Source organism: Litoribacter ruber (assembly GCF_018500185.1).
GTDB classification, from domain to species: domain Bacteria; phylum Bacteroidota; class Bacteroidia; order Cytophagales; family Cyclobacteriaceae; genus Litoribacter; species Litoribacter ruber.
Map to the genome: position 1 here is coordinate 361,365 of NZ_JAHBGI010000001.1, position 26,686 is coordinate 388,050.

A 26,686-nucleotide genomic window follows, 5' to 3' on the forward strand; every position below is an offset into this window, starting at 1 on the left:
AAAACCACTACAATAATACATAATCTAGCGGACTTTATGCTCTTTGTAAACTTTCCTTTTAAACTCTTTAAATGTTGCTGAAAATGAAAAATTATTTATCCAAAGTGTCTGTATTTTTAATGACCCTGCTTTTGGTTGCCTGTGCGGGTGCTGATGTGGGGAGTATTCTTCGAGGCGCTGCGGGCGGGGCATTATCAGAAGATGATGTGGCCAGCGGTCTGAAAGAAGCTTTGGTGCAAGGAATCTCTAAAGGTTCCGAAAGTGCCTCCAGGGAAGATGGCTTTTTCAAAAACGAGTTGATAAGAATTGCCCTTCCAGAGGAGATGAGGAGAGTGGAATCCACCATGCGATCCTTAGGTTTGGGTAGTGAGGTCGACAGGGTGCTGCTCACTATCAACCGTGGAGCGGAAAATGCCGCAAGAGAGGCAAGGCCTATTTTCGTGAATGCCATTAGGCAGATGTCTGTGCAGGATGCTTGGGGAATTCTTCGGGGAGAGGACGATGCGGCCACTTCATATTTGAGAAGAACCACATCTGAGGAGCTTACCCGGCTTTTTATGCCAAGAATTCAGGAATCACTGGATCAGGTGGGGGCCACGAGGCATTATTCGGATTTGGTGAGGGCCTACAATGCCATTCCAACCACATCCAACATTGATCCGGACTTGAATAATTATGTGACGGAAAGGGCGCTTGATGGACTTTTTACGCTGATTGCGGAAGAAGAGAAAAACATTAGAGAAAACCCGATGCAGAGGACTTCTTCCTTGATGCGAAGAGTGTTTGCGGCTCAGGATGGGCAATAAACAAAATAGGGCGGTGTATGCCGCCCTATTGAAATATCACATCATCAATTGTCCCTTTGCCAAACCGTCCTTCGATCAGTCCCATCACTTTGCTTTTGTTCATGATGAGTTCCTGCTTGATGGCGGCAGAGCTGAGCTTGACGAACAATTTTTTATCTTTTATAAAAAGACTTGAAGTCCTGCTGGAAACGGTGTTCCCCATCAGTTCCCCCCAGGCCTGCACAACCATCCGCTCATTAAATCTGTCTTTTAGCCTGTAGGTTTGCAACAATTCCTCAAACGCCTCTTTTAAAGGAGTCATTTCCTTTTTGCGTTTGCTGTAATCTTTATAGTACGCCATATGGTAAATGTAATCAAATAAACAGCTTTTCGGCAATCAGGTCAGCCAAAAGTTTTCCCTTTTTTGTCAAAACAAGCTTGTTGTCAGGATTTTCCAGCAGCCCTTCTTTTTTCAAAGTGGCAATCAGCTGGCTATGAAGCTCCAATAGATTTATCTGGTGCCGTTCTTGTATGAGTGTCAAGTCCACACCCCAAATGGTCCTCAAGGAGGTTAAAATGTACTCATTAATTATATCATTACCCGTGAGCGGGTCGGATATGATAGCCAGCGACCCGGTCTCCACACCAGTAATGTATTTAATGTTGTTGGCGATATTGTGCTGTCTGTTTTTCCCGTCAAAAGAATGCGCACTTGGGCCAATACCCTGATAGGGTACGCCCTTCCAGTAATTGCTATTGTGGATGGCAAACGAATCAGGTTTTCCGAAATTGGAAATTTCATATTGTATGTAGCCATTCTGCTCCATCTTTTCCTGCAGCATTTCAAATTGCTCGGCATTAAAATCATCCGAATTGGGTTGTATTTTGCCCTTTTTGGCCCACACCCCAAAGGCTGTCTTGGGCTCAATGGTCAGGCAATAGCTCGAAATATGTCCCGCATCAATTTCTACTGCTTTTTGCAAATCACCTTTCCAAATCTGGTGATCAGCTGAGGGAAAGCCATACATTAGATCGATGCTCAGTTTTTCGAACCCTGCTTTTTGGGCCAGTTCAATACTTTTTATCGATTCGGATGCCGTGTGTGCGCGGTTGCTGAATTGCAGGATACCCTCATTGAAGCTTTGGATCCCAATACTCAGCCGGTCTATCCCCAGTGATTTAAAGTCCTGTAGCTTTTCCACGGTGAGGTCATCAGGGTTGGTCTCTAGGGTCACCTCTTCCGGGTTGACTGCATAATTTGCATAGACGGCCTCCAGCAGTCTTTCCAACATTTTCGTGGGCAGGAGCGAGGGGGTGCCCCCACCGAAATAAATGGTCTTTATCAGTTTTTGGGTTCCCAGGTAGTCTTTTTGCAAGGCCAATTCGCGGCACATGGCCTCCACCATTTTTTCCATGGTTTGGGGATTGGTGCTGAAATGGAAGTCGCAATAATGGCAGGCCTGCTTACAGAAAGGAATATGAAGATAGATTCCGGACAATTTTTTATTACTTTTAGACCTCAAAGATACTGCTTTAATTTGTCATTTGTGGGGAGGGCTGTTTTCATATTGATTTTTTGCCTTTTGAGCCAGGACCTCTTGGCTCAGAAAAACAAAGCTATTCTCCATATTTTAGGACCAACTGACTCCCATAGAGCATTTCAGGATAGCCTTGAAAGGGAAAGTTACATTCTTTCCCATGTTGCCCAGCTGATGGAACAAGGCCACCTCATGGCGAAGGCGGAAAGGGTGGGGTTCCATACCGATACATTGCAGGTTGCCTTCCATGCTGGAATGCAATATCACTGGGTTGAACTAAAACAAGGGGGGCTGCCTGCAGAGGTACTGCTGAAAAGTGGTTTTGATGATAGAATGTTCAATGGCAAAGTTGTCTCCTATAATAAGGTGCTAAGTCTCCTCGAGAGGATAATCCAGGCTTCTGAAGGGCAGGGGTATCCATTTGCCGAAGTGGGGCTGGATTCCCTGGCCCTGAATGGCAACCTGCTTTCGGCTGGTTTGACCTATGAAAGTGGGCCTTTCATAGCTTTTGACACCATTAAAATCACGGGCAGTTCCAAAACCGATCCGCTGTTTTTGTCCAAACTCCTTCAGATCCCGCCGGGCACTCCCTTTTCGCAGAGAAAGATAGACCAATCTATATCGAGAGTAAGAAATCTGCCTTATCTCAAGATCACGGAAGAGCCCAGTTTAAGCTTCCAAAATAGTGAGGCTACCTTTTACCTGCCCATTGATGATCGAAGTATTAATATGCTGGATGGGATTATTGGCTTTTTGCCCAACGAATTGGAGCAGAACAAAATCCTGGTGACCGGCCAATTTGATCTGGCTTTATATAATGTTGGGGGAAAGGGACGCAATTATGCGCTGAACTGGCAGCGGCTCAGCCAGCATAGCCAAAATCTCGAAGTCAGTGCGGTGGAGCCACTAATTCTAGGGTCCAACCTTGACGTGATGGCCCAGTTCAGCTTTTTAAAACAGGACACCAGTTTTTTAAATCGTAATTTTAGGGTGGATTTGGGTTACAGGGTTTCTCCCGCACTTTATTTAACGTTTTTCAACAGCCGCCAAGCTGGTGGTCTATTGGATGTGAGCAGGTTTCAGCAGGCTGAGGTCTTGCCGGAAGCGGCGGATTTCAGGTTCAATAACTACGGGGTGCACTTGGACAATAACCGTTTGGATGATGTGTTTTTTCCAAGGAGAGGCCATTTTGCCAGCTTTGAAGTAGGGGTGGGGAATAAGCGGTTGCTGGAAAACACGGCTTTGCCCGAAAGGCTCTATGAAGATGTGGATATGGAGAGCCTGCAGTATTTCATCAAGTTCAATTTGGAAAAGCATTTTTATTTCCGTCCCAATGTGGGGCTTTGGACCGGCCTTCGGGCAGGACTGGTTGAAAGCAACAACCTGCTTTTGAATGACCTTTACCGGGTAGGAGGGCTGCGGTCGATTCGGGGCTTTAACGAGAATTTCTTTTTTGCCAACAAGTTTGCCTATTTGAATGTGGAGCCGAGATTTTATTTTGATACCTATTCTTATTTTATGATTTTTGCGGATATTGGCAGATTGGATAATAGTGTGGGAGGAGTGCATACAGATTGGCCAAGGGCCGGGGGGGCTGGTATAAATCTTGATACAGGGGGAGGGATGTTCCGCTTCATGTATGCGCTCGGAAGGTCGGCCACACAACCTTTCGCTTTCAATTACTCCAAGATACACTTTGGTTACACAGGCAGATTTTAGATGAAAAAACTTATAGGGATATTTTTAGGGTTGGTTTTGGTGGCGGGGCTTGCTAGAAGCACTTTCGGCCAGGTTTTGGAAAATTATAATTCAGCTTTTGAAATCACCCACCGCTTTGAGCCCTTTTATTCACCCGAGCGGGCTACAGTTGAAGTCAATGTTAAAGATTTTCCATCGGCCCAATTCAAGATCTCGGTACCAAAGGGTGCATCGGTGTTTGTAGAAAATGTCCTTTGGCAGCATGCCGATGCCGATACCAGTTTTATTGTGGGTAGCGATACCTGGAGAACCCAGTTCCCCAGTCAAAGTGCCACTAGAAAGGTAAGTATTCTAAAAAGAGATTTGCAGCCCAGGATGCTTTCGCTACATAAAGGCTATTTTGAAGACGCCACGCCTATTGTGTCTGAGCCGATCCTAGTGGAGACAGCCATGGTAAAAAGGGGGAAAGACCGGCTAAAGGAATTCTTTTACATTGCCTTAGTTATTGTAATGGGTTTGGTGGCTTTATATAAGGTGGTGTTTCCAGTGGTGTTTACCAATATGCTCAAACCTGCCTCAGTTTTTACTGCCGAGGATTTTGCGGATAGCCATGCCAAAAGCCGAATTTTCTCCACCGACGTGATATTTTACCTTGTGATCTTCAACATGCTGCTCATGCTAATCGTAGTATTGGCTGTGTATTTTATGGAGGTGTCCATTCTTAGAAACTTTTTAAGGGGGGAGCTCAATTTCCTGTTTTTGGTTTGGCTCCTGGGTTCGGTAGTCTTATTTGTTATTTCGGTTGGCAAGGTAATGTGGCTGAAGGCCACAACCTCTATTTATGAAGTAGGCAGGCTGGAGTTTATCCACTTCTTCTACATGCTTAGGGTCTTTTCTTATACCCTGTTGGTATTGGTTGCTTTTATTACCCTTGGGCTGGCCAATGACATCATGGAAACCCGGCAGTTGATCAGCTATTCTATGGTCTTGTTTTTCATACTATATATAGGTGGAGTTTCCATGCTGTTCTTTTTTATGACAAAGAAGGTTTCGTTTAAGAATTACCATTTATTTTCTTACCTTTGCACCGCGGAATTAATTCCCTTTTTGGCTATTGTAAAGCTGATTATAGGGTAGTTCTTTAATAAAAGGAAAGCAGAAAGAAGTAGTAAACCTAAGTAAGATGACTAAATCTACAAAAGACAGATTTAACCCTGTAAAGAGTATCCTAGTTTCTCAACCTAAACCTTCCGATGAGCGGTCGCCATACTTCCAGTTAGCAGAAAAATACAACCTGAAAATTGATTTTAGACCTTTTATCAAAGTAGAGCCAGTTTCCGTAAGGGACTTTAGGAAGCAAAAGATCGATATCCTCAAGCACACGGCCATTATTTTTACCAGCCGAAACGCCATTGACCATTTTTTCAGCATCTGCCAGGAGCTCAAAATCGAAATGCCGGCAGATATGAAGTATTTCTGCATCTCTGAGCAGACAGCCCATTACCTGCAGAAATACATCGTGATCAGAAAGAGAAAATTGTTTGTGGGGGTGCGTACGGCATCTGATCTGTTTGACTACTTCAAAAAGCACAAAGGCGAGAAATACCTTTTCCCATGCTCGGATATCCGCAAAGATGACATCCCTGCTTATTTGGAGAAAAACAACATTGAATTTACCGAAGCAATTATCTACCACACAGTGGCGGCTGATCTTTCCGACCTGAAAGACATTAAGTACGATATTTTGGCCTTTTTCAGCCCGTCTGGAATCAAATCCTTATTGCAAAACTTTCCAGACTTTAAGCAAAACAATACCCGCATTGCCGCATTTGGCCCTACTACAAGCCAGGCTGTGAGGGATGAGGGTTTGATTTTGGATATTGAGGCACCGATGCCCAATGCGCCGAGTATGACGGGGGCCTTGGAGCTGTATATCAAAAAAGCCAACAATTTATAGTATCTTTTTAATCATTTTACAGGTAATTTCAGTTAAATTGTGTAGAATAGTTCTTCCAAAGGCTATAGATACTTTTAACCTGATTGCTCCCGGAGGGGAGGGGTGGTTTTGCCCCATTTTTCTCCTGTGGAATAAGGTGGTCATGATATTTGAGACTACGCATGAAAAAAAGATATTACCTGATTTTAAGTGTACTTTGCGGTTCCCTGATTAATCTGTGGTGTACCTCTGCGGCCCATGCCCAGCAGGATGCGCAGTTTACCCAGTATATGTACAATGGGCTGTATTACAACCCGGCCTTTGCGGGCAAGGAAAACGGTTATCATTTTTCCGCTCTTCACCGCACCCAATGGCTGGGCTACAATGCGCCGTCCTCGGGAGGCAACGGGATAAATACCCAACTTTTGACCGCAGCGGGCAGAATAGCCAACACGAATCTTGGTTTTGGCTTGAACTTTGTAAATGATGACATCGGACCGACGGCCAATCAAGAAGTGAATGTTTCCCTTGGGTACCATTTGCAGATTGGAAGAGGGGTGTTGAGTTTGGGTGCTTCAGGTGGCTTTTTTTCCAGCACCATCAAATATGACGAACTGAACCCGGTAAACCCAGATCCGCTGCTTCCTGCGTCCGGCAGGGAGTCCCAGATCAATTTTAATTTTGGCGCCGGTGCGCTATATGATCATGGGAACTTTTATGTGGGTTTGAGCAGCAGGCATCTTAATGAGCCTGAATTTGATTTTGGAGAGGGGCTTTTTGGCAATCAATTGAGAAATCACAGTTACTTGTTGGCCGGTTACAGAATAAGGACTTTTGGTCAATTTAGTTTTGAACCTAACCTTTTGTTAAAAACTGTCTCCCTAGATAATTTTTCATATGACATCAGCGTTATAGCGACACATAATGATAAGATTAGCGGGGGTTTAGCATACAGAGGAGAGGAGTCAGTGTCGGTATTATTTGGGTATAGCCTGTTAAGGGATAATTCTTTAAGGTTGGGATATGCATTTGACCTAGTAATAGGAGGGGTGGAGGCCAAGGCTCCCACATCACATGAATTCATGCTTGCTTATCAATTGCCTACCGTAGCTCGCGACATCCAACGGGTGATACAACGAACGCCGAGATTTAGATTTTAGGAAAAAAAAGATTCTTTAATTTTATAATTCTTTTTGCGATTTTCTAATATTTTCTACTAAATTTCGAGCTTGTAGTGTGTGAAAAATATGGAAATAACAATACAATTAAATTAGTGTCATTTATGTATAAAAAAATGAATTCACGACTTTTAGCAGTGATTGTAGGGTTTCTGGCAACGACCCTACTGCAGGGTTGCGGCCTTTTTGGGAGCAGTGGAACTGCCAGTGAAAAGGAAAACAGAAGAGGGGAAGTTACCGGTGTCCCTAAAAGATCAGGTTGGAAGCAATCACTTCCATATGATATGGTGCCAGTGAAGGCCGGTACGTTCTGGATGGGCCAGGCCGATGAGGATATTGCCGTTTCCCAATCTGCCTTCAACAAGCAGATCACCATTTCGGAATTCTACATGGACAAGTATGAGGTATCCAACAACAAGTACCGCCAGTTTCTTGAAGCTGTAAGAGGTGGTGACTTGGCTCTTGGTACGCCCACTACCCAGGCAGATCCCCCACAATTCAATTTGGAAGAGCTATTGCCGGATACCACCGTATGGTCTTCAAGCTTTACCCACCACTATGGTGACCCGTTGATGGAGTATTACTTTGACCACCCTGCTTTTGATGATTACCCAGTAGTGGGCATCAGCTGGGAGCAGGCCAAGCAGTACTGTGAGTGGAGAAGCTACCATATGAACGCAAACGACCGCTCTGAATACGACATGCCGAAGTTCAGACTCCCTTCAGAAGCAGAGTGGGAATATGCCGCAAAAGGTGGAAAAGATGTTGCCAAATACCCTTGGGGTGGTCCATACCTGAAAAACAGAAGAGGTTGTCTAATGGCCAACTTCAAGCCTGGAAGAGGTAACTACATAGATGACGGATTTGCCTATACTGCCCCAGTTGATGTGTTCGCTCCTAATGGCTTCGGACTTTACAACATGGCCGGCAATGTGGCTGAGTGGGTAGAGGATGCTTACAATCCTGCCGGTAGCTCTCTTAGCTGGGATTTGGATCCGGTATTCAAAGATCCTAATGAGCCTAGAAAAGTGGTAAGAGGTGGATCTTGGAAAGATATTTCCCATTATTTAGAAACAAGCACTAGAACTTATGAATATCAGGATGTGAAAACTGCCCACATCGGTTTCAGAACTGCCATGACCTTTATCGGTAGATCAGGTTCCATGGATGTAGGATCTAAGCGTAGAAGAAGAAGATAGAAACAAAACAACCTTATATAATCAAAAAGCAACAACATTAACAAAAAATTAGAGTAACATGTCAGCAAACAACAATTCGTTTAGATATAAATTTTACGGCGATATCATGCCTAAGATTTATGGTATCGGTGCAGCAGTAGTAATCCTTGGGGCGATGTTTAAGATTTTGGACTGGCCAGGGGCTACTTTGATGATCGGTGTGGGTCTTACTACTGAGGCCGCAATTTTCTTCCTTTCTTCTTTTGAGCCAAAGCATGAAGACGTGGACTGGTCAAGAGTTTATCCACAATTGGCTCCTGACTATAATGGTGATGGTATGCCAACTATGCCTTCTGCGGCCAAAGGCGGTACCCCAATGGCGGATAGCACCACCCAGAAATTTGACAAAGTATTGGCCGATGCAAAAATCGGAGATGATCTTATAGAGAGCCTTGGTAAAGGAATTAAAAATCTCGCTGAGTCAGCGGAGAAAATGGGTTCACTTTCCAATGCGGCAGTTGCTACCAATGAGTATGCAGAAAATGTAAAAACAGCATCAAGAACTCTTACAGACATGAATCAATCGTATGCTCAGACAGCCACTGCTTTGGCAGAAATGTCTTCTGCTACGGGTGATGCCAAAGAATACCATGAGCAAGTAGTAACGGTAACTAAGAACCTATCGGCACTTAACGCAGTGTATGAAATGGAACTTCAGGATGCCAACAACCACGTGAAAGTGCTGAACAAGTTCTACTCTAACGTGACCGCTGCCATGGAAGGTCTAAATGAGGCAGGTAAGGAAACTGAAGCCTTCAAGAATGAGCTTGCCAAATTGAACCAGAATGTAAGTTCATTGAACAAAGTATATGGTGGCATGCTAACAGCCATGAAAGGTTAATTCAATCTTTCAACTTAATTAATGTTTGACCATTTAAAATACTACTATGGCTGGAGGTAAGGAAACTCCAAGGCAGAAGATGATCGGGATGATGTATCTCGTTCTGACCGCTCTCTTGGCGTTGCAAGTAAGTAATCAGATACTTCAAAAGTTTGTTCTTCTTAACGACGGGTTGGAAAGAACATCCAAAAATTATATTGAGAAAAATGCTTTCATGGTTAACTCCATCAGGAGCACTGTAGAGCAGCAAGGTAACAATGAGAGAGACTTGCCAAAAGTTGAGGCAGCAAGGGAAATTAGGGAGGCAACTTCTGATATTTTCGCCTACCTCGAAGGATTGAAGCAAGAGCTCATTGACCAGACAAATGCAAAGAATGAGGATGGAACTTATAAGACAAGTTCTTTGAAAAACCAGGATATCACTGGTAACATCTTCAATAACAATCGTAAAGGTTATGAGATGGAGGAAAGGCTGAATGAATTTCCTGTCCAGATCGAGAATGTTCTAGCAAGCATTGGCATCGAGCAAAGTTTCGATCGAATCGCTAAGGATGCCAGAGAAATTGACCTTTTCAAAAATGATCCAAACGCAAACTATAAGGATTTCGTAAATCTAAACTTTGTGAAATCCCCAGTTGGAGCTGTATTGGCACTTATTAGCCAGTATCAGAATGAGGTGTTGAACATTGAAAGTGAGGCGCTTTCTTCCATTACCAACTCAATTGGTACCTTCTACTTCAAGTCTGATGTATTTGAAGCCAGAGTGGCGGCCAGCAGCAATGTAGTGGCAGCAGGTACCAAGTTTGAAGGTGATATGTTTATAGCTTCTGCCTCTTCGTCTGCCATGCCTAAGATGACAGTAGATGGTCGTGAGGTGCCGGTAGAGGATGGATTCGGTAAAATCAGTTTCACCGTTCCTCCTGCTTCAAACTATGACGACAGAGGTTTGGCTAAGAAAACCCTTCAAGGTGAAATTACGGTAAACATTGCCGGTAAAGACAGTACTTTGGCGGTTAATTATGAGTACTTTGTAGCTAAGCCGGTTATCAGAGTAGAGTCTGAGACTGTCAACCAGCTTTACGCTAATTCGGCTAACGTGTTGATGATTGATGTTCCTGCTTTAGGTACTTCTTATGCACCATCCTTTACCGTATCAAATGGTAGGGCGATCAGCGGTAGCAGACCAGGTCAGGTAACTATTATCCCGACTTCTGACTCAGGAAAAGTAACGATCGGAGTAAGCAGTGGAGGAAACAAGATTGGTGATGTGGAATACGACATTAAGCCGGTACCTGCTCCAACCATCCGCCTTCATGATAATAGAGGCCCAATTGATTTGACCTCTCCATATGCTTCACCAGGTCCAGGTACATTATTGGTGAAAGCCATACCTGAGGCTAACTTCGGAAGAACTATGGCTAACGATGCCAACTTCGAAGTAACCGCTGGCGAGGTGAGATTGATTAGAAATGAAGTTCCAAGAGAGACGGTTCAGATATCAGGAGAGACTGTCGGTGGGATTAATAGTTTGAGACAAAGAGCGCAACCTGGCGATAGATTTGTAGTGGTGGTGAGAGAAGTTACCAGAACAAACTTCCAAGGAAATAAAATTAAGACTTCACTCAATGAAGTTTACTCCTTCTCTATTCGATAAGGATTTAATTAAGAATTGAAATTTTAAATAGTTTTTGATATGAAACTACAGGCAAAACTTATTTTCTCCCTAGCTTTCCTTTTGGTGAGTCTTACGGGGGCTAAGGTGATGGCACAAGGGGCTACCAGTGTGCAACCCTCTAGCAATGGAGATCGCCAGTTTAAAATGGATACTACCTTTTCGGCCCATTCTATTCGGGATGACGATAAGATGTTCCAGATGGCAGTATGGAGAAGGATTGATTTAAGGGAGAAATACAACTTGCCTCTTTATGGATCTGGAGACATCAAGGATGACGGTATCATCACCCATATTTACAAGGCCATTGTGGAAGACAATGCTTTGGAAGTGTTTAGAGATGAAACTTTCAAAGAACCTATGGGAATCAGCGAGTTTCAGGAAAACTTCTGGATTGCGGCTAACGGAGACAGTGTTTTCGTAAAGAATCTTTACTACTTAGATTTGATGGAGGATTTCGTCTTTGATAAGCATAGATCTCAGATCCTCTTTGATGTGAAGTATCTTGAACTTGTGATGCCTTCTGAGACCAACTCCAATGCAGGTCAAAAGACAATAGGTTATATCAGATACAAAGATTTCTACAACCACTTCAAGGATCATCCTGAAGCCAAATGGTTGAACTTTAAAAACACCTCTAAGCACCTTTCGTATGCGCAAGCTTTCGACTTGCGACTCTTCAAAGCTGTGGTTAGAAAGCACTATAATCCTGACAATGCCCTGATTGTGGATAAGATTGACCCTGACCATCCAAATGCTCAACTACAAGCCTATCTAAACTCCCTGGAGTTTGAATATGGTCTTCTTGAGTGGGAAAACTCCCTGTGGGAGTGGTAAGATGATAAAAGAAAAAAGCGGATTTTTATCCGCTTTTTTCTTTTATAGCCTCTATGATTTTTTCTGCTTTGCTTTTGCCTACCACCTCAATGATTTCCTCCAGTGTAGCTTCTCCGATTTTTTTATAGGATTTAAAATGCTTCAATAGTTTGTCGGCCGTTTCCTGCCCAATTCCTTTGATGGTGGTCAGTTGGGTGCCAAAAGCATTTTTACTTCTAACATCCCTGTGGAAAGTGATGGCAAACCTGTGCGCCTCATCCCTGATCCTTTGAAGAAGTCTCAGGGATTCCGACTTTTTATCAATATGAAGTGGGAACGGGTCATCTGGAAAATAAATCTCCTCAAGTCTTTTTGCGATGCCTATAATGGGGATCTTGCCATAGATGCCCAATTGCTTCAAGGCCTCAACAGAGCTTGATAGCTGCCCTTTACCTCCATCAATTACAATCAGCTTCGGTAAAGGCTTTTTCTCATCCATCAGCCTCTTGTACCTTCTGCCAACTACCTCGGTCATACTGGCAAAATCATTGGGGCCTTCTACCGTCTTGATATGATAGTGCCTGTATTCTTTATTGGCCGGCTTGCCGTTGAGAAAACATACCATGCTGGCTACTGGATGGGTGCCTTGGATGTTGGAGTTGTCAAAGCACTCAATATGATCCGGCAGGTCTTTCAGGCTTAGATCGGCCTGTAATTGGCGTAGGATACGGTCCTTCTTGTCCTTGACATCACCAGCAGCAAGGGCCTTTTCTTTTTTGTAATAAAGGGCATTTTTTAGCGACAGCTCTACAAGTCTTTTTTTGTCCCCAATCTTGGGAACGGTTATCGTCAGGTTTTCATTTTCAAATTCCACCTCTATGTTGGAAATGGTATCCTTAGATTCACTTTGAAATTGATCCCTTAATCGGACAAGTGCGGTAAGGAGAATTTCACTATCTGGTTCGTCCAGCTTTTTCTTCAGCTCGACTGTTTTGGTAAGGATAATTGCCCCATTTTTTATCCTCAAATAATTGACATAGGCATGTTTTTCATCTGAGACTAGCGCCACTACATCCAAATTGCTCACTGTAGGGCTGGTCACCAAGGATTTTGCCTGATACTTTTCGAGCAGGTCTAGCTTTTCTTTATACCGCTGAGCCATCTCGAATTGGAGGTTTTCTGCAGCTTCCTGCATTTTGGTTTTGAAGAAGCTTTTTGGAATGCCCAAGTTGCCTTTCAGGATGTGCTTGGCCTGCTCAATATCCTTTAAATATTCGGGCTCACCAATGAGCGCCTCACATGGACCAAGGCAGTTTCCTATATGATACTCCAGACACACTTTGTATTTCTGTTCTGCGATCTTGCGTGGGTGTAGGTCCAGTTTGCAGGTCCTGATGGTGAAGATGCTCCGTATGAGATCCAATATATTGTTCATGGCCTTTACGCTGGCAAAGGGGCCATAGTAGGAGCCTCGTGAGGGAATTACTCTGCGTGTAGGAAAGATTCTGGGAAAATGCTCCTTGGTAAGCAGCAGGTAAGGATAAGTTTTATCATCCTTCAGCAGGATGTTGTACCTAGGCTGGGTTTTCTTTATCAGATTGTTTTCCAGCAGTAGGGCGTCAAACTCTGAATCAACTATGGTAAACTCAATCTTCTTGACTTCCCTTACCATCCTCCTGGTTTTGGCATTGAGACCGGCACTTTTGACAAAGTAGCTGGCAACGCGTTTGCGAAGGCTTTTAGCTTTGCCCACGTATATAAGCGTGTTTTCGGCGTTGTAATATTTATAAACGCCTGGCTGGTCGGGTAACTGGTTATATTCCTCTGGTGTATAAGAAGTCGCTAGCATAGATTACAAATATAAAAAAAACAGCCACTAGGGCTGTTTTGTTATTATCATCAATATTTTCTTCTCTGTTTTCGGTCTCCCGTTTTCAACCCCCTCCTTAAAAGTCAATACTCCTAGAGTCAAAGTCAAATTCAGTTGGAGAATCTCTATTGTACATGCTGCAGTCCAATTCAATGCTCAAAGGCCTGTCGGGCTTAGGAAATGGACCTTTGGTTATTTCCAGGGTTTCATCCTCATACACTTTTTGCATGAACTTCACCCATATTGGTCTTGCCGTTCTACTTCCCTGACCTGCAATCCAGCTTCTAAAGTGAATGGCACGGTCATCTCCACCGACCCATACACCGCTAACCAAATCTTTGGTCATGCCCATATACCAACCATCGGATGCATTTTGGGTAGTACCGGTTTTACCGCCGATTTCGTTTCCTTCATCGCGAAGGGCCCAAGGCACCCCTTGGCTAGTCCCGCCACTCTCTTCAAGACCACCACGTAGCATGTACACCATCAGGTAAGCATGCTCTTCACTCATGGCAGGTTTCTTTCGTGGAGTGAATTGCTGTAGTACGTTCCCGTTTTTATCCTCAATTCTATCGATATAGAATGGGGTAATATGCTCCCCTTTGTTGGCGAAGGTTCCAAAGGCGCCTACCATTTCCATAATGGAAACATCACTGGTACCCAGGGCCAGGGCTGGTACAGGGTCAAGCTGGCTAGTGATACCAATACGGTGAGCCGTTTCGATTACCACTTGTGGGCTTAATTTTTTCATCATAAATGCTGTTACTGAGTTCACCGATCTGGCCATGGCCTCACGGATATTCATCTTTTCGTAGGTGAACTTGCCGTCAGCATTTTTAGGGCTCCAGGTTGGTTGGCCTGGAATATTTACCTCTACCGGCTGGTCAATCACTTCGTAACAGGGTCCGTAGCCATTTTCAATAGCGGCAGCATACACAAATGGCTTAAAGGTAGATCCTGGTTGTCTCTTACCTTGTCGCACGTGGTCATATTTAAAGTGCTTATGGTTTACTCCACCCACCCAGGCTTTGATATGGCCAGTGGAAGGGTCTAAGGATACAAAGCCGGTCTGAAGGAATTTTTTGTAGTATTCCAAAGAATCCATGGTGCTCATAAGCGTGTCAATCTCTCCCAACTCATAGGAGAACACTCTCATCTTTTTCTTTTCCCTCAGCTTAATTTTTACACTGTCAGAGTCAGCTCCATATCTATTTACCAGAAGTCTGTAAGCTTCAGTACGTTTTACAGCATTATCGAGGAAATTGGGGATTTCACGACCCTGGCTATCAATCCAAGGCTTACGGTTTCCCATTTCGTTTTCAAATGTCTTTTGAAGGGCAGGCATATGCTCCAAAACAGCCTGTTCGGCATAGTTCTGCAGGCGACTGTCTATAGTTGTGTAGATCTTCAATCCATCCTCAAACAGGTTGTAAGGTTTGCCATCTGGACGGAGGTTTTCTCTGGCCCACTTAAGCAGGTCAGCTTTGGCCACCTCACGGAAATACGTGGCAGTACCCAAGTTGTGGTTTTCTACCTTGTAATTCAGTTCAATAGGCAATTGTGCCAAAGAGTCAAATTGATTTCGGGTGATGAAGTCATATTTCATCATCTGCCCCAAAACCGTATTTCTCCTTCTAAGGGAGTTTTCGGGGTTATATACGGGGCTGTAATAAGTCGGAGCCTTGAAAAGCCCCACTAGGGTGGCAGCTTCCTGCAGGTTCAGCTCGTTTGGATCCTTGCCGAAGAAAGTAGAAGAGGCAGTTTTAATCCCGTAAGCATTACTTCCGTATTCTGAGGTGTTTAAATAAAGGGTTAGAATCTCGTTTTTAGTGTAGCTTCTTTCCAACTTGGTTGCTACAATCCATTCCTTTGTCTTGATGATCAGCATCCTCAATCCAGGGATTCTGCTGAGTGTGCCTTGACTATCCAGGTTTCTGGTTTTGAAAAGGTTTTTAGCCGTCTGCTGGCTTAGGGTACTGCCACCCCCAGAACCGCTTTGGCGCAGGATGAGTGATTTTACCAATACCCTTCCCATACCTTGGAGGTCAATGCCGGAATGCTCCTCAAAACGGATATCCTCAGTAGCCACTAGTGCATTGACCAGGTTTTTGGAGATTTGGTTGTATTCAACCGGGGTTCTGTTTTCCCTGAAATATTTTCCTAGCAGGACCCCGTCAGCGGAGTATAGTTCGGAAGAAAGGTCGCTTTTGGGGTTCTCCAAGGCTTTGAAATCCGGAAGATCTCCAAATAAGCCCAAAAAATTCACGCTAACTGCCCATATAAAAATGATAAAACTTAATACAGCAGCAATAAAGCCCAGCCATAGATAAAGAATAGCACTTTTAATAGCAGAGGCGGAAACCAGTTCTTTTTTTTTCTTATTACTCATTTTTTTATTTATAAGCTTCTTTATAGAAAGCCTTGTATTCTTCTATGTCCTTACGCTTATTTAACTGTTGGAAATTCTCTATCGAAATTACAAAACTACTATTTTTTATTTCAGGTGGTAGGTCGTCGCTGTTAAATTCAGTTAAGAACTTTTCCCGGTATTCCAGTGCTTTATCGGCCTTACCAAATGGGCTGATTATTATCAGGGTGTTTTCCTTGTTGATGGATATGGTACCCGTTCGTAGTCTGGCATTTGCATAATGTCTGGAATGGAAATTTTCTAAATCGGCCGTCAGGTGTTTAGCCTCTTGGCTCTGCTTTGGCTCCAAGGCCAAAATGAATATGTGGGTTTGCTCAAGGTTTTCTTTATAGGGGGAAGGTTCCTTGACTTCCTCCTCTGCCACTAGTAAGGTGTCAGGAGTGTCTAGCTCTGCCTTCTCATCCAGATTTTTATTGGCCTGGAGGGGCTTGTCCTCACCTGCCACAAGTGCCAACATTTTCCTTGCCAGTTTTTCCAGATCCTTGTCTTCCACGCTTTGCAAATACTGCTCAAGCTTCAGTTTGTAGGCATTCTCTCCATCCAATTTGTGTGAGACCATGATGTCAAGCAACCAAAGCTTCTCGGTATTCCTAGTCAGCGGGTAATCATCCAATGCTCCTCTAACGAGCTGTCTAGAAGATAAATATTCTTTTTGGTTGAAAAGTTCATAGGCTTGACGGTAGAGCTCCCCAGCTGCACGGTGGTCCTGGGATGAACTTCCCTGATTAGGATTATTAAGGGATTTGGTAAACGGTGAATCAGGGAAATCTTTGTTAAGAATTTCCTTGTACTGCCCGTGGGGTAGTCCGGCCTCTCTGGAGGCCATAAATAAGGTATAATAGGCCTCGGGTTTTTTGGGTGTTTGTGGATAATCCGAAAGCAGGCGGTTCAGGTATCCAATGGACCTGTTGGGTTCCTTTAAATCTATGTAGAGAATCTTTCCAAGTTGAAAATAGGACTCTTCCATTTCAGCCTTCATCTCATTTAATACCGACTTTTCGCTCGGGATTTGGTTAAGCAGATCGTCAAGGTCTGGAAGGACAATCTCTGGTTGCTCCTCTGTTTCGGTATTCTCTATACTGTCTGCTTGATCCAAGGTTTCCCCAATTGCCTCCTGAAACCCTTTACTGCTCCTTCGCCAGTTGTCTTCCAGAGGCCTATTGCCCCAAATTCGGTAAAAGTCGATGGAGCCCTGCTGCATCGCGGAGGGATTGTCAAAATAAAAAGATGACCCTCCGCCCCTGCCTCCAAAGGCTAGAAGGTTGTCAAATATGCCGGTAGATTTCTGCTGGTTTTTCATTTCAACCTCCCTGATCAGCCTTTCTTCTTCACTTTTTATAAACGCTTCGGCCACTTGGATCTGCTCATCCCTAGGGAGGGAGGCTAAATGTAGTAAACTGTCATTCTTTTGGATCACCTCAAAGTTTTTCACATAATCATCCAGCACCTTTTTTTTGAGCTGTATGGATGCATAGAGACGGTCCGTTTCCTTAAAGTTTTCTACTGCGCTGTCAAGGTAGTACTTGGCAGCACGGTAATCCTTCATTTCATCAAAGTAAATGGTGGAGAGTTTATGATAAATATAGCCTTTCTGCCTGGGGTTGGGGCTTTCTTCCTTGGCCGCCAGTGTGAGTAGGCGGATTCCCTCATCCTGATTATCCTGCTTGAGTTCAAACAAGGCCTTCTCATAAAGAATCACATCCCGTAAGTCCCGGTTTTTTCGGTCATCATACAGCTCGTCATAATATTTCCTTACCTTCTTAAAATCCTTGCTTTTTTCCAGCTCCACCACCTGCTGGGAATAAAGTTGGGAAAAGAATGCACGTTCGTAGGGAGGATTGCCTTTGAGGGCTTTTTGATAATATTCATAGGCCACAGCGTCAAAGCCTGCCCGCTGATATAGCTGGCCCAAGATGAAATTTATCCTTGATTTTTCCTTGGGGTTGCTAGTCAGCTCTACCGCCTTGTCCAGAGAGGACACTATGCCGTCCCTTTCCCCGCGTACTTCATAATAGTAAGCCAGCGTGAGGTAAAGCTTTTGCCTATTAGTTTTGCTTATACCGGTTTCTTTTGACAAAAAGTCAATCACATAGGCAGCATCATCGAATTTTTTGAGATCTATAAAGGCATGCAACAGCTGCACTAGGGCTTGGTGCCTGACGTCCTTCTTCTTGCTGTTTACATTCAAGTATTTAAATGTGTTGATGGCATCGTCAAAGTCTGCCTGCAAATGCTGGATCTTGCCGATCAGGAAATAGCTGTCGTCAACCCATTTGCTATTTTTGTGCCAATCGATAGCCTTGGAGGCCATCCCATGGGCATCCTCAATCAAGCCCTCATTTTGCTCTATGGTGGCACTGTCGATAGGAAAGAATACCGGCAAAGGCTCGGAATAGTCCTCCCGATAGGCCAGTTCAATGTTTTGCTCTACTTCCGCGATTTTTTCTTTGGCCAGGAAATAGGCGTTGTATCGGGCGGTGGTGTTATGGTAAAGTCGACTCGTGAAGGTGTTTCTCTCCGCACTACAGGCCACCAGCATCCCAAGAAGGAAAACCGAAAATAAATACTTTGAAAATCTGTTTCTTGTCGTCATTACCAGGAGGCAAATTAGCTCTTTTGTATTAAAATATTAAACGCTTTAAATTAATATTCTATTTTTGCAAGAGCAGCATATTTAAAATTATTGCAATTTGAGTATTTCCCAAAAGATAAAAAACTGGTTCGAAACTAAATATTTGTTTGTCATACGCAGAGAAGAGGATTTCTCAGTCATAAACAGTTTCAGTTTGACCAAAATTAAGATAGGATTGCTAACATTCCTAGGGTTTATCCTAGTGTTTGGACTGGCTTTGATCCTGTCCAAAACACTTTTGGGTCGCTGGTTTGACCCCGTTCATCAAGAGTCGGAAAATACGGAGAAGTTAATAGCCCTATCGGCCACGGTTGACTCCTTATATAAAGAGGTGCACGCCAAGGACCAGTATGTGACCAACATCATGCACCTGATACGTGGGGAGGTGATGGACACCACGGGCCAAAGGCCGGAGGAAGCGACGCTGGAAATGGATCGGAGGGGAATTGACCTTTATAAAAGAGGGGAGGCCACCCAAAGGATTCTCGATGAGTTTGAAACCCAGCCTTCAGAAGGGAGCTTTGAGCGGCTTTCCAGCGGGACTTTCACGGAGGTGTATTTCTTTCCACCGCTACAAGGTCTAGTCACCTCAAGTTTTGATCCGGCTGCGGAGCATTTTGGGGTGGATATCGTCGCTGCCGAAGACGAGCCTGTAAAGTCCATTGCGGCGGGAAGTGTAATCTTTGCCCATTGGACCCTCGAGACAGGATATAATATTGGGGTGCAGCATTCGAATGAATTAATTTCAATATATAAGCATAATTCTGTATTATTGAAGAAGGTCGGAGACCTTGTTCAGGCAGGAGAGATAATATCTATAATAGGGAACACGGGCGAACAGACTACCGGCCAGCATTTACATCTTGAGTTGTGGTACAAAGGCACCCCGCTTAATCCCCAGGAATTTATAACCTTTGATTGATATGTTTAAGAATGAAGAAAAGAAAGCGGTTACTGAGATGGTAAATTCAAGTAACGTTATTGCCAAGGAGACTAAGATCACCGGCGAAATTGTAGCCCAGGGCAACATTAGGATTGAAGGGACTGTAGAAGGAACTTTGAAATCCGAGAAGAAGGTGGTGATCGGTGAATCCGCCCGTATTATTGGCAACATTTCCGCTGTGGAAGTGGAGATTTCAGGATACATTGAAGGGGAGATCAAGTGCAGTGAAGCCCTCTACCTGAAAAGATCCGCTGTAATCAAAGGTGATATGGTGACCAAAAAGCTGGTTGTCGAAAATGGCGCCGTGTTCAATGGTAAATGCCATATGACCGAGGTGATATCCGTGGACAGCGAGGCCAAACAAACCGTCAATAATAATCATGAACAATCCAAAGAAAAACTCCTCGTCAAATAATGTCCCTACCTATGTCAAATACATAGGTTTGGCGTTTCAGATGTTTGGAGTGATTGGGCTGGGGGTCTACGTGGGACTCAAAGTGCAAGAGAGAAGCCAGATGAAGTTTCCCATCTGGCTTCTTCTGTTTGTGTTCCTTTCCATAGGAGTGGCTTTCTATCAGCTATTTCTCTTGATAAAAGCAGATGAAAGGGAGGAATCTCGGAATAAAAAGCCGTAACTTTGCAATCCGAAAAAAGTACGCAGAATAAAATGAAGATTTTCTCCTCCATGTATACCAAATTGATTGGCCTTACATTGGGAATTGCCGCCCTTGTTGCCATCATTTCCATGTTGGGATTTGAACAGTTGCTTCATGCAAAGGTTTGGAACATTCTTTTGTTTTTCTTCTTTCTCACCTTAGTTATGGTGTTTTTAACCCAATTGATATTAAAAAATGGAGAAGAAAATTTTGCTCAAGTTGTACTGGGGGCTACTATTTTCAGATTTTTCTTCAGTTTGGGGTATATCCTGATCTTTCTGTTTTTAGGATTGGACAATATTATTCTGTTTGTAACTAATTTCTTTGCGGTTTATTTGTTGTATTTATTATTTGATATATACGGGTTAATAACTAATTTGCGCCCGCATTCAAAGTAGGTTTCTAAAAATTGATTTGATGATCCGTAAGTTTCTGTTTCTAAGTGTTTTATTATCAGCCTTCTTGCTGAGCGCACCGGCAGCTTTTGCAGCCTCTGGTTCGGATGAAGATAAGACTGGTTTTATCATGCATCACATCAAGGACTCCCACGAGTGGCATTTTGCTACCGTAGGCCATACCCATGTGACGCTTCCTCTTCCTGTAATCGTTTATTCTCAAGATAGAGGTGTAGAGGTGTTTTCCTCAAGTGACTTTATCGATCCGGAAACCCATACTTTCGGAAAAGAGCATGAAGGCTACATCATCGATGACCATGACAAGCTGAGACCTGTGGATGAGTCAAGAGCAATCACTGACTTATCTATTACGAAGAATGTCGCCATGATGTTTATCGTAATCCTGGTGATTTTAGCTTTAATGATATCAACGGCAAATAACTACAAGAAAAGGCCAAATAGCGCTCCGAAAGGTGTTGCTTCTTTTATTGAGCCGGTTGTGTTGTTTGTCAGGGACGAGATCGCCCTACCTAACATCGGGCCGAGGTATAAGAAATTCATGCCTTACCTGCTTACCCTGTTCTTCTTTATCTGGATAGGTAACTTGTTGGGCTTGATCCCTGGTGCTGCCAACTTAACTGGTAACATCGCGGTAACGGCTACGTTGGCAGCCATCACCTTTATTGTGGTTAATCTTAACGGTAATAAAGATTATTGGAAACACGTGTTTGCCACTCCTGGAGTTCCAATTCCATTGTTGCTAGTAATCGTGCCTGTAGAGATTATGGGTCTGTTTACTAAGCCTTTTGCCTTGATGGTCCGTTTATTTGTGGCCATCACTGCGGGTCACATTGTGATCTTGGCCTTTATCGCCTTGATCTTTATCTTTGAATCTTATGCCATTGGCGTAGTGAGTACCATCATGGTGATTTTCATCAACTTGATCGAAATCTTGGTAGCCTCTATCCAGGCCTATGTATTTACCTTGTTTACATCGATGTACATCGGCGCAGCAGTAGCTGAGCACCATCATGAAGCAACCGAGCATTAAAATTTCTTTGTTCAATTTATATAACTAATAACACGTATGTTAACTTCATTATTATTGTCTGCAGGTCTAGCTCTTATGGGAGCAGGTATTGGTGCTGGTGTTGTTGCGATAGGCGCAGCTCTTGGTATCGGTAGAATTGGTGGTCAAGCTATGGAAGCTATTGCCCGTCAGCCTGAAGCAGCTGGTAAAATCCAGACGGCTATGTTGATCATTGCAGCTCTTGTGGAAGTTGTATCCCTGTTTGCAGTAGTAGTTTGTCTACTTATTGCTCTTAACGCAGGTGGTCTTACTTTCAACTAAGAACAAAAGAATGGGAGTCGGCTTTAGGCCGGCTCCTTATTTAAATTTGAACAAATACGAATAAGAAATATAACATTTAATAAAGATGGATCTTATACTACCTGAATCGGGCTTAATTATCTGGCAAGCAATAGGTTTTATCATATTGTTTGTTCTTTTGGCCAAATTTGCCTGGAAACCAATCCTGGGCGCATTGGAAGAAAGAGAGCAGGCTATTGAATCAGCCATTCTTGCTGCAGAAAATGCCAGAAATGAAATGGCTAACTTGAAGGCTCAGAATGAATCTTTGCTTCAGGAAGCCAGATTGGAAAGAGATCAACTTCTTCAGAAAGCATCTGAAACTTCGGCCAGAATGATCGAGGAAGCCAAGCTGGAGGCCGAGAAAGCCGGTGCGGAGATGATCGCCAACGCAAAGGCGGTAATTGAAACCGAGAAAAAGGCGGCTCTTGCTGAGGTGAAAAACCAAGTGGCTATTCTTTCTCTTGAAGTAACCGAGAAATTGTTGAGAAGAGAATTGAAGGATGAGTCTTCCCAGAAAGCTCTTGTGGAAGAATTTGTTAGCGATCTTAAATTAAACTAAACCCTAATCCATGTCAGTATTTAGAGTTTCCTCCCGATACGCCAAATCCCTGATTGACCTTTCGATCGAGAAAGGGGTATTGGAAGGAGTGCGTGAGGACATGAACCGGCTATTGGCTATTGGCACCTCAAACAAAGAGTTTGTCAGTGCTATCAAAAGCCCGGTGATCAAAGGTGATAAGAAGCTTAAAGTATTGAAAGCCCTTTTTCCTAATGGAAACGAGCTTACGCTTGCTTTCTTTGACATCCTGTCCAAAAAAGGCAGAGAGTCTCTCTTGTTGGACATTGCCAAAGCGTTTGTAAATCTTTACAATGAGCACAGGGGAATCCAAGTGGCTGAAGTGACCACTACCTTTGCCATGGATGACAAGCAGAGAGAGGAGTTCAAGAAGATTGTCAAGCAAATCTCCAACAAGCAGGAAGTAGAGCTTATCGAGAAAGTAAACAAGGATATCATTGGTGGATTTGTGCTGAAAGTAGGTGACAGACAACTTGATGAGTCTTTGAATTCCAAATTGAACGCTCTTCGTCTTCAGTTTTCCCAAAACCTGTACGAAAAGCATATTTAACAAATTAGCAATAACTATCTAATCATATTTAAGAATGGCAGACGTAAGACCTGATGAAGTTTCGGCAATATTGAGAGAACAGCTCTCAGGTGCTAGAACTGAAGCTGAACTGGAAGAAGTAGGAACCGTCCTACAAGTTGGTGACGGTGTAGCTCGTATCTATGGACTTTCAAAGGCTCAAGCCGGTGAGTTGCTTGAGTTTGAAAATGGCTTGAAGGCCATGGTTCTTAACCTTGAAGAGGACAACGTGGGTGCGGTACTTTTCGGTGACTCCAAAGAAGTAATGGAGGGTGACACCGTAAAGAGAACAAGAACAATTGCTTCCATCAAAGTAGGTGAAGGCATGCTAGGCCGAGTGGTGGATACCTTGGGTAACCCAATCGACGGTAAAGGCCCTCTTGCTGGTGAACTTTATGACATGCCACTTGAGCGTAAAGCCCCCGGGGTAATCTATCGACAGCCGGTAGCAGAACCTCTTCAGACAGGTGTGAAGTCAATCGATGCCATGATTCCAATCGGGAGAGGTCAGCGTGAGTTGATCATTGGTGACCGTCAGACAGGTAAAACTGCCGTGGCGATTGATACCATTCTTAACCAAAAAGAATTTTATGACAGAGGCGAGCCTGTTTTCTGTATCTATGTAGCCATAGGTCAGAAGGCTTCCACAGTAGCCGGTATCGTGGCTGCTTTGGAAAAAGGCGGTGCCCTTCCTTATACAGTAGTGGTGTCAGCTTCTGCAGCTGATCCGGCTCCGATGCAGTTCTTTGCTCCATTTACCGGTGCTTCTATCGGTGAATTCTTCAGAGATACAGGACGTCCTGCATTGGTGGTTTATGATGATCTTTCTAAGCAAGCTGTTGCTTACCGTGAGGTTTCTCTTCTTCTAAGAAGACCTCCGGGACGTGAAGCTTACCCAGGTGATGTATTCTACCTTCACTCAAGATTGTTGGAAAGAGCTGCCAAAATCAACTCTTCCGATACCATCGCCCAGCAGATGAACGATTTGCCTGATTCTATCAAGCATTTGGTGAAAGGTGGCGGGTCTTTGACTGCCCTTCCAATCATCGAAACCCAAGCTGGTGACGTTTCTGCCTATATCCCGACTAACGTAATTTCGATTACTGACGGTCAGATCTTCTTGGAAACTAACCTTTTCAACTCCGGTATCCGTCCTGCGATTAACGTAGGTATCTCGGTATCCAGAGTAGGGGGTGCTGCCCAGATCAAAGCTATGAAGAAAGTAGCCGGTACTTTGAAACTTGACCAAGCCCAGTTCCGTGAATTGGAAGCTTTTGCCAAGTTCGGTTCTGATCTTGATGCTACTACCAAGAGAACTATCGAAAGAGGTAGAAGAAACCAAGAGATCTTGAAGCAGCCTCAATACTCTCCAGTAGCTGTAGAGCTTCAGGTGGCTATCATCTATGCTTCTACTAAAGGTTTGATGGACAAAGTTCCGGTTGAGAAAGCAAGAGCTTTCGAGAAGGAGTTTTATACTTTGATCACCAATACTTATCCAGAGGCTCTTGACCACATCAAGAAGGGTAATATCGACGGCGCTGGAGAAATCCTTAAGAAAGCTGCCGCTGAACTTACTCCAAAGTACTCTAATTAATTATTGAAAACATTCCTCCTGGCTTTGAGCCGGGAGGTTTTTGATATACTTGTCTAGTAAATATGGCTAATTTAAAGGAAGTAAAAGAAAGGATCACCTCGGTTGTATCTACCCAGCAGATAACCAAAGCCATGAAAATGGTGTCGGCTGCCAAACTGAGAAGGGCACAGGACAAGATTGTCCAGATGCGTCCTTATTCCCAAAAACTTACTGCCATTCTCAATAATGTTTCCGCTGCCAGCGAATCTCAAGCGGATATTGTTTACGCCCAAAAGCGGGAGATCAAGAATGTTTTGATCGTGCCTGTGACTTCTGATAAAGGTCTTTGTGGTGCATTCAATACCAACATCATCAAAGCTTCCATGGCTACTATCAACACCCAGTTTGCGGGTGAGAATGTAACAGTAATGCCAATCGGGAAAAAGGCTTTTGATGCCTATAAGAAAAGAGATTTCAACATGATTACCGATTTTTCGGACCTTTTCTTGGACCTTACTTTTGATAAAGTAAGAGCTGCAGCGGAAAGAGCAATGGAAGGATATGCTTCTGGAGAATTCGATCAAGTAATCGTGGTTTACAATGAATTTAAAAACGTAGCTACCCAGATTGTAAGAGCTGAGCAGTTTCTGCCAATGGAAAATACTGCCACTGAAGGTGAGCAGGTTGCCGCAGCTAACAATGAGGTGGATTACATCTTGGAGCCAAGCAGAGAGTACATCATTGAGGAACTCGTGCCAACTTCCTTGAAGATTCAGTTTTACAAAGCTGTTTTGGAAAGCAATGCCTCTGAACACGGCGCTAGGATGACTGCCATGGACAAAGCTACTGAAAACGCCGGAGAGTTGCTTAAAGACCTTAGGTTGCTATACAACAGAAGCCGTCAGGCAGCTATTACCAATGAAATTCTTGAAATTGTTGCCGGTGCTGAAGCACTTGGCGGTAATTAAGAATCGATATATTGAAAACACAGAGCCCTTAGCTGAAAAGTTAAGGGCTTTGTTTTTTTTACAGTGATCTGTTTAATGCTAATCCCGTGAATATATGGGTATGCATTTTGAAATGCATAATTCCTATCTTTGAATTGTGGGTCTAAATAGTGAAAATCCAAAATTGCTGCGCCTCTTCCAATATCTTTCTCTCGATGTAGTCTTGGGAGCATGTGCAGGGATGTATTTTTTTGCCGATGTGGCAGGTGTAGCGCTAGGGATGATTTACTATTTGCTATTAGCCCTGGCCGTATGGAGTATATATACGCTGGACCACCTGATGGATGCCCAAAGTATGGAGTCCTTGCCATCTTCTCCCCGGCACAGATTTCATCGGGAAAACTTTCATAGTCTTCGAATTGCCTTAATAGTGGTAGCAATTGCAGGTCTCGCTATTGCTTGGCAGATTTTCCGAATCTCAAGTTTTTCACTTGCGGGTCTGGGACTTGGGGGGCTGATTTTGTTTAATATGTTCCTGATGAAATTCAGCCTCCAAAAGTTTGCAGTATTCAAGGAATTTAATATTTCCATTTTTTACATAATGGGAATAATGCTCGTACCAATTCTCTTCTACAGGGAGGATCCGCTTCACAAGGCTTTTTGGTTATTTGGATTGGCGTATTTATTTGTAGCCCTGCTCAATTTGTGGATTCTTTCTTGGGTTGAATTGGAAAGCGATAAACGAGACGGTTTTGCCTCCATAGCGACAGTCTTGGGTAGAAAAAAGCTGACTTTCTTAATTGCCGTTTGGATGGGAGTAGGATTGGTTTTTATTTTATCCCTATACTGGCTATTGCTTTCATTTTATTATATCCATATCAGCATACTGCTAATCATGTTTTTGATCCAGGCTCTGCAGTTCTTTCAATATTTTGATAAAGGAAAGGTAGCACGGCAGGTGATGGAAGCTTCCTTCATGCTACCTTTCCTTTTAATTGTCTTTTAAAAAAGCTGTTGTATAAG

The 26,686-nt window shown here is 43.6% G+C and carries 25 protein-coding genes; 20 read left to right on the top strand and 5 right to left on the bottom strand.

Translation table 11 applies throughout. The annotated features are described in order from the left end of the window. The first annotated feature begins 83 nt into the window (after positions 1–83). Complete coding sequence (locus KIH41_RS01610) at positions 84–806, top strand: DUF4197 domain-containing protein (RefSeq protein WP_213945092.1); 723 nt, start codon at positions 84–86, stop codon at positions 804–806. Positions 807–831: 25 nt separating this feature from the next. On the opposite strand, the gene KIH41_RS01615 is transcribed toward KIH41_RS01610, so the two are convergent. Further along, positions 832–1,146 (bottom strand): DUF721 domain-containing protein, encoded by a 315-nt coding sequence (locus tag KIH41_RS01615; protein WP_214161274.1) that lies wholly within the window; start codon positions 1,144–1,146, stop codon positions 832–834. 13 nt (positions 1,147–1,159) lie between these two features. Beyond that, positions 1,160–2,284 carry a radical SAM family heme chaperone HemW gene (gene hemW, locus KIH41_RS01620; protein ID WP_214161275.1) on the bottom strand — a complete coding sequence of 375 codons (1,125 nt, stop codon included), beginning with the start codon at positions 2,282–2,284 and terminating at the stop codon, positions 1,160–1,162. Here hemW and KIH41_RS01625 point away from each other — a divergent pair. From KIH41_RS01625 to porN, 8 genes are all read left to right on the top strand, one after another. Further along, positions 2,264–4,042 carry a BamA/TamA family outer membrane protein gene (locus KIH41_RS01625; protein ID WP_246538887.1) on the top strand — a complete coding sequence of 593 codons (1,779 nt, stop codon included), beginning with the start codon at positions 2,264–2,266 and terminating at the stop codon, positions 4,040–4,042. The two genes, hemW and KIH41_RS01625, sit on opposite strands and share 21 nt — an antisense overlap. After that, positions 4,043–5,158: a DUF4271 domain-containing protein gene (locus KIH41_RS01630; protein WP_214161276.1), complete on the top strand. Its 1,116-nt coding sequence runs from the start codon at positions 4,043–4,045 to the stop codon at positions 5,156–5,158. A gap of 46 nt (positions 5,159–5,204) precedes the next feature. Then, positions 5,205–5,978 carry a uroporphyrinogen-III synthase gene (locus KIH41_RS01635; protein ID WP_213945088.1) on the top strand — a complete coding sequence of 258 codons (774 nt, stop codon included), beginning with the start codon at positions 5,205–5,207 and terminating at the stop codon, positions 5,976–5,978. 161 nt (positions 5,979–6,139) lie between these two features. After that, positions 6,140–7,117 carry a PorP/SprF family type IX secretion system membrane protein gene (locus tag KIH41_RS01640; protein WP_213945087.1) on the top strand — a complete coding sequence of 326 codons (978 nt, stop codon included), beginning with the start codon at positions 6,140–6,142 and terminating at the stop codon, positions 7,115–7,117. Positions 7,118–7,239: 122 nt separating this feature from the next. Next, positions 7,240–8,334 carry a T9SS ring complex lipoprotein PorK/GldK gene (gene porK / locus KIH41_RS01645; RefSeq protein WP_213945086.1) on the top strand — a complete coding sequence of 365 codons (1,095 nt, stop codon included), beginning with the start codon at positions 7,240–7,242 and terminating at the stop codon, positions 8,332–8,334. 58 nt (positions 8,335–8,392) lie between these two features. Further along, positions 8,393–9,214, top strand: coding sequence for a type IX secretion system motor protein PorL/GldL (gene porL / locus KIH41_RS01650; RefSeq protein ID WP_213945085.1), 822 nt, complete (start codon positions 8,393–8,395; stop codon positions 9,212–9,214). 46 nt (positions 9,215–9,260) lie between these two features. Further along, entirely contained in the window at positions 9,261–10,868 is a 1,608-nt protein-coding gene (gene porM, locus KIH41_RS01655; protein ID WP_214161277.1) for a type IX secretion system motor protein PorM/GldM, read from the top strand. A 39-nt stretch (positions 10,869–10,907) separates the two neighbouring features. Then, on the top strand, positions 10,908–11,723 hold the full coding sequence (gene porN / locus KIH41_RS01660; protein WP_213945083.1) for a type IX secretion system ring subunit PorN/GldN: 816 nt from the start codon (positions 10,908–10,910) through the stop codon (positions 11,721–11,723). Between the two features lie 25 nt (positions 11,724–11,748). Here porN and uvrC read toward each other — a convergent pair whose 3' ends face one another. The 3 genes from uvrC to porW all read right to left on the bottom strand — a co-directional run bounded on the left by uvrC (position 11,749) and on the right by porW (position 18,593). Continuing rightward, complete coding sequence (gene uvrC, locus KIH41_RS01665) at positions 11,749–13,551, bottom strand: excinuclease ABC subunit UvrC (RefSeq protein ID WP_213945082.1); 1,803 nt, start codon at positions 13,549–13,551, stop codon at positions 11,749–11,751. Between the two features lie 97 nt (positions 13,552–13,648). Then, complete coding sequence (locus KIH41_RS01670) at positions 13,649–15,961, bottom strand: penicillin-binding protein 1A (protein ID WP_213945081.1); 2,313 nt, start codon at positions 15,959–15,961, stop codon at positions 13,649–13,651. Between the two features lie 4 nt (positions 15,962–15,965). After that, the gene (gene porW / locus KIH41_RS01675; protein WP_214161278.1) at positions 15,966–18,593 is read right to left on the bottom strand and encodes a type IX secretion system periplasmic lipoprotein PorW/SprE; all 2,628 of its coding nucleotides are present in this window, start codon (positions 18,591–18,593) and stop codon (positions 15,966–15,968) included. Positions 18,594–18,786: 193 nt separating this feature from the next. Between porW and KIH41_RS01680 the strand changes: the two genes are divergently transcribed. The 11 genes from KIH41_RS01680 (at position 18,787) to KIH41_RS01730 (ending at position 26,669) form a co-directional block, all read left to right on the top strand. Beyond that, the gene (locus tag KIH41_RS01680) at positions 18,787–19,554 is read left to right on the top strand and encodes a M23 family metallopeptidase (protein WP_317194905.1); all 768 of its coding nucleotides are present in this window, start codon (positions 18,787–18,789) and stop codon (positions 19,552–19,554) included. A 1-nt stretch (position 19,555) separates the two neighbouring features. Next, a complete protein-coding gene (locus KIH41_RS01685) occupies positions 19,556–19,990 on the top strand; it encodes a bactofilin family protein (RefSeq protein ID WP_213945078.1) in 435 nt (144 codons plus the stop codon). Further along, positions 19,956–20,210 carry an AtpZ/AtpI family protein gene (locus KIH41_RS01690; RefSeq protein ID WP_213945077.1) on the top strand — a complete coding sequence of 85 codons (255 nt, stop codon included), beginning with the start codon at positions 19,956–19,958 and terminating at the stop codon, positions 20,208–20,210. Before KIH41_RS01685 ends, KIH41_RS01690 begins: the two co-directional genes overlap by 35 nt. A 32-nt stretch (positions 20,211–20,242) precedes the next feature. Further along, positions 20,243–20,629, top strand: a complete 387-nt coding sequence (locus tag KIH41_RS01695) for a hypothetical protein (protein ID WP_214161279.1) — start codon at positions 20,243–20,245, stop codon at positions 20,627–20,629. A gap of 19 nt (positions 20,630–20,648) precedes the next feature. After that, entirely contained in the window at positions 20,649–21,677 is a 1,029-nt protein-coding gene (atpB, locus tag KIH41_RS01700; RefSeq protein WP_214161280.1) for a F0F1 ATP synthase subunit A, read from the top strand. 36 nt (positions 21,678–21,713) lie between these two features. Next, positions 21,714–21,977: an ATP synthase F0 subunit C gene (gene atpE, locus KIH41_RS01705; protein WP_035076334.1), complete on the top strand. Its 264-nt coding sequence runs from the start codon at positions 21,714–21,716 to the stop codon at positions 21,975–21,977. Between the two features lie 85 nt (positions 21,978–22,062). After that, the gene (gene atpF / locus KIH41_RS01710; protein WP_213945074.1) at positions 22,063–22,557 is read left to right on the top strand and encodes a F0F1 ATP synthase subunit B; all 495 of its coding nucleotides are present in this window, start codon (positions 22,063–22,065) and stop codon (positions 22,555–22,557) included. Between the two features lie 10 nt (positions 22,558–22,567). Then, a complete protein-coding gene (atpH, locus tag KIH41_RS01715) occupies positions 22,568–23,125 on the top strand; it encodes an ATP synthase F1 subunit delta (RefSeq protein WP_214161281.1) in 558 nt (185 codons plus the stop codon). A gap of 34 nt (positions 23,126–23,159) precedes the next feature. Then, on the top strand, positions 23,160–24,737 hold the full coding sequence (atpA, locus tag KIH41_RS01720; protein WP_213945072.1) for a F0F1 ATP synthase subunit alpha: 1,578 nt from the start codon (positions 23,160–23,162) through the stop codon (positions 24,735–24,737). A 62-nt stretch (positions 24,738–24,799) separates the two neighbouring features. Further along, the gene (gene atpG / locus KIH41_RS01725; protein ID WP_213945071.1) at positions 24,800–25,684 is read left to right on the top strand and encodes an ATP synthase F1 subunit gamma; all 885 of its coding nucleotides are present in this window, start codon (positions 24,800–24,802) and stop codon (positions 25,682–25,684) included. A gap of 136 nt (positions 25,685–25,820) precedes the next feature. Further along, the gene (locus tag KIH41_RS01730; protein ID WP_214161282.1) at positions 25,821–26,669 is read left to right on the top strand and encodes a UbiA family prenyltransferase; all 849 of its coding nucleotides are present in this window, start codon (positions 25,821–25,823) and stop codon (positions 26,667–26,669) included. Positions 26,670–26,686 lie beyond the last annotated feature (17 nt).